Below are 3,576 nucleotides of genomic sequence, written 5' to 3' on the forward strand. Positions count from 1 at the left end.
CAACCGCTTCTAATTGGGTTGCGTGGTTTTACCAAACCGCGCAACTGCTCGACGCTGCGCGCCCACCAGAGCGACAACTTGTCATTCAAAGAGGACGGCATGACCAGAAGGTCTATGCCGTCCTCTTTTCATGCCAATTTGTTCGCTCTGGTGGGCGCTCGCTTTCGTTGCCGAAACATCGACATTGCCTTGGTCGAAACCTGCCAAAAAGGGACAGGTTTATTTTGGTCGGTTTTATCTGGGCAAACGTGGTCATCTATCGCAATGTAGTCGTTGGGGACGTTCTTGTTTGAGTAGTCGTTTAAGAACGTCCCCAACGACTACATAGTATGAGAGTGGATAATCTCCTGGTATGAGCCCATATTCATGCTCAAGGTGGGGGATTATCCACTCTCGTTTCTGTTCTTCCTACATTTGTAGGAGCAGTTCGTGGAGGCGGGTGTCTTCGTCGAGTTCGGGGTGGAAGGTTACGCCGAGCTGGTTGCCCTGGCGGGCGGCGACGATGCGCCCGTCGACTTTCGCTAAGGCCTTGGCGTCGCCGTGGACCTCGACGATGCGGGGCGCGCGGATAAACGTCAACGGCACTTCACCGTCGATGCCGGCTACCTGCCCCTTGGCTCGAAAGCTGCCGAGCTGTCTGCCATAGGCATTGCGCTCGACGAGCACATCCATGGTTGCCAGGCGCGGCGTCCCCTTATCGTCGTGGGCAGCAAGGTCGCGCGCCAGCAGAATCAAGCCGGCGCAAGTTCCCAATACAGGCATACCTTCAGCGATGCGGGTACGAAGCTCCTCGAGCATGCCCAACTCTTCAAGCAGCTTCCCTTGAACGGTAGACTCGCCGCCGGGAAGTACTAGACGGTCAAAGTCCTGCTTCAAATCAGCCGCCTGCCTCAGCTCAACACAACGTGCGCCGAGCTCGGACAGCCTCGCTTCGTGCTCGGCAAAAGCACCTTGGATCGCCAGCACGGCGACCGTCTGGTCTGCGTAATCACTCATGTGCGATCCTTTCTGCCGGACTAGCGTCCGCGCTCCTCCATGATGATCTCGATCTCGTCGGCGTTGATGCCCACCATGGCCTCGCCCAGGTCCTCCGAAAGCTCGGCAATGAGCTTGGCGTCGGTGAAGTTTGCCACAGCCTTAACGATGGCGGCGGCGCGTTTGGCGTGGTCGCCGCTCTTAAAGATGCCCGAGCCGACAAAGACGCCCTCGGCACCCAGCTGCATCATCAGCGCGGCGTCCGCGGGGGTTGCTACACCGCCGGCGGCAAAGTTCACCACGGGAAGCTTGCCCGTGGCATGGACCTCGCGCACAAGCTCGACTGGAACTTGCAGTTGCTTAGCTGCCTCAAAGAGCTCGTCATCGCGCAGAGCAGCAACGTCGCGGATTTGCTTTTGAATCTTGCGCATGTGGCGCACGGCTTGGACGACGTCGCCCGTGCCCGGCTCGCCCTTGGTGCGAATCATTGTGGCGCCCTCGGCAACACGGCGCAACGCTTCGCCCAGATCGCGGGCACCGCAGACAAACGGGACGTCAAACTGGGTCTTATCGATGTGGTAGACATCGTCGGCGGGGGAGAGAACCTCGGACTCATCGATGTAGTCGATCTCGATGGCCTGAAGGACCTGCGCCTCGACGATGTGACCGATGCGGCACTTGGCCATGACGGGGATGGAGACGGCCTCTTGAATGCCCTTGATCATCTTGGGGTCACTCATGCGCGACACGCCGCCGGCGGCGCGGATGTCGGCCGGGATGCGCTCGAGAGCCATGACGGCGCAGGCGCCTGCCTCCTCGGCGATACGTGCCTGCTCGGGCGTGGTGACGTCCATGATGACGCCGCCCTTGAGCATCTGCGCGAGCTCGCGATTGAGTTTGACGCGATCTGCCTTGCTGGTCTGTTCTGCCATGGTTGCTCCCTTGGTTGGCATGTGCATTGCTTGACGGAAAATCCTATCGGGGAGCTGGGCATGGCAAAATACTCAGTTTTCGAGATAATAATAAGGTCAGCTTAATACCAGATTGAACAGCTCGATAAGGTCAGGTGATATACTCATGCTTGACTACAATTTGGAAAAACGCGGCGAAGCATCGCTCTATGAGTATGTTTACCAGCAAATCCGAGATGATATCGTAGCTGGACGCATTACGGCGGGGGAGCATCTGCCGTCCAAGCGCGCCTTTGCCAGTCATCTGGGAATCAGTGTTATTACCATCGAGAATGCATATAGCCAGTTACTCGCTGAGGGCTATATTTGCTCAATGCCACGTCGTGGCTACTACGCTTGCGAGCTTCCGGATGCACCGGTTTTGGCTTCGGCTGCGGAGGGCATCGACCGAGATGCCGTCTCTGTGGGCCCCAGCGTGTATGATGTCAACGGACAGGTCGAGCGATTCGATGCGCTTTCTCCTTCTGCTTTGGAGGCGGCGCGGCTTTGGCAAAGCGCGCTACGGGCGACGCTGGCATCCGAGGACGAGCGCGAAATCTTTTCGCCCGCACCGGCGCAGGGCACTGCTCGGCTGCGACGTGCGATTGCGCACCATCTACGCGGGACGAGGGGTATGAATGTCGACCCCAACAACATTGTTATCGGTGCGGGCGCCCAGCTGCTCGATACCATGCTGGTTCAGTTGCTTGGAGCCGACAAGGTGTATGCCGTTGAGGATCCGGGCTATCTGCGCCTGACGCGCATCTATCAGGCTATGGGTTGCGAAGTGCGTCATATCCCGTTGGACGGTGAAGGCGTGGACTTGAGTGCTCTGCAGAAAACCGGGGCGGATGTCCTTCACCTGATGCCGTCTCACCAATATCCGACCGGCCTTGTGACGAGCATTGCGCGTCGCTATGCCCTGCTGAGCTGGGCCGCCGAGCAGCCGGACCGGTATCTCATCGAAGATGACTTTGATTGTGAGTTTCGCCTTGCCGGCAAGCCGATTCCCGCGCTCGCGTCGATCGATGCCGCCCAATCGGTCATCTACACCAACACCTTTTCAAAAAGTCTGTCGTCGGCCCTGCGTTTGGCGTATATGGTCCTGCCTGATGAGCTGATGGAACGGTTTAGGCGCAACCTTGGTTTTTACGCCTCGTCGGTGAGTTCTGTTGACCAGGTCGCTTTGGCTCGCTTGCTGGAATCGGGTGATTACGAGCGACATGTGAACCGCGTGCGCGTTCGAGCTCGCGAGGCGCGTGATGGCCTGACGGCGCTTGTGCGAAAGGCGTTTCCGGCGGGGGAGTTTTTGGTTGAGCACGCGGATGCCGGCCTCTACTGCGTCGTAGTTGCGGAGTGCGATACGGGCGGAAACTCTTTTACACGCGCCCTCGCGCGCTCGAGCATCCCTTACATCGATATCAATGACTGTTTTTGGTGTCCCGATGGCGCACATGGATCTTCAAACCCGACTCGAATCCTTGTCCAGTACGACGATTTGAGTCCAAATGAGCTAAATACCCTGGAATCGCAGCTAATGGGCGCACCCTCTAACCTAAGTGAGTAGGCTTTTAGCGTGAGGAGGACCAGGCCGTTTTGTAGCAGGTGGCGCGCGCAGACGTGGTGTAAGAGCGTCCCGAGGTCCGTCGCT

General features: G+C 58.3%; 4 protein-coding genes. 2 read left to right on the forward strand and 2 right to left on the reverse strand.

Annotation, left to right across the window (positions count from 1 at the left end; translation table 11 throughout):
* On the forward strand, positions 1-270 hold a 270-nt coding region (locus DXA43_RS10530), incomplete at its 5' end, for a hypothetical protein (protein WP_233540077.1).
* A gap of 138 nt (positions 271-408) precedes the next feature.
* Here DXA43_RS10530 and pdxT read toward each other — a convergent pair.
* The gene (gene pdxT / locus DXA43_RS09960; RefSeq protein WP_117807065.1) at positions 409-996 is read right to left on the reverse strand and encodes a pyridoxal 5'-phosphate synthase glutaminase subunit PdxT; all 588 of its coding nucleotides are present in this window, start codon (positions 994-996) and stop codon (positions 409-411) included.
* A gap of 20 nt (positions 997-1,016) precedes the next feature.
* Positions 1,017-1,907 carry a pyridoxal 5'-phosphate synthase lyase subunit PdxS gene (pdxS, locus tag DXA43_RS09965; RefSeq protein WP_117807066.1) on the reverse strand — a complete coding sequence of 297 codons (891 nt, stop codon included), beginning with the start codon at positions 1,905-1,907 and terminating at the stop codon, positions 1,017-1,019.
* Positions 1,908-2,052: 145 nt separating this feature from the next.
* Between pdxS and DXA43_RS09970 the strand changes: the two genes are divergently transcribed.
* Positions 2,053-3,492, forward strand: a complete 1,440-nt coding sequence (locus DXA43_RS09970; RefSeq protein ID WP_117807067.1) for a PLP-dependent aminotransferase family protein — start codon at positions 2,053-2,055, stop codon at positions 3,490-3,492.
* Positions 3,493-3,576 lie beyond the last annotated feature (84 nt).

Origin of the sequence: Collinsella sp. OF02-10, assembly GCF_003463445.1 — a bacterium.
Lineage (GTDB): Bacteria > Actinomycetota > Coriobacteriia > Coriobacteriales > Coriobacteriaceae > Collinsella.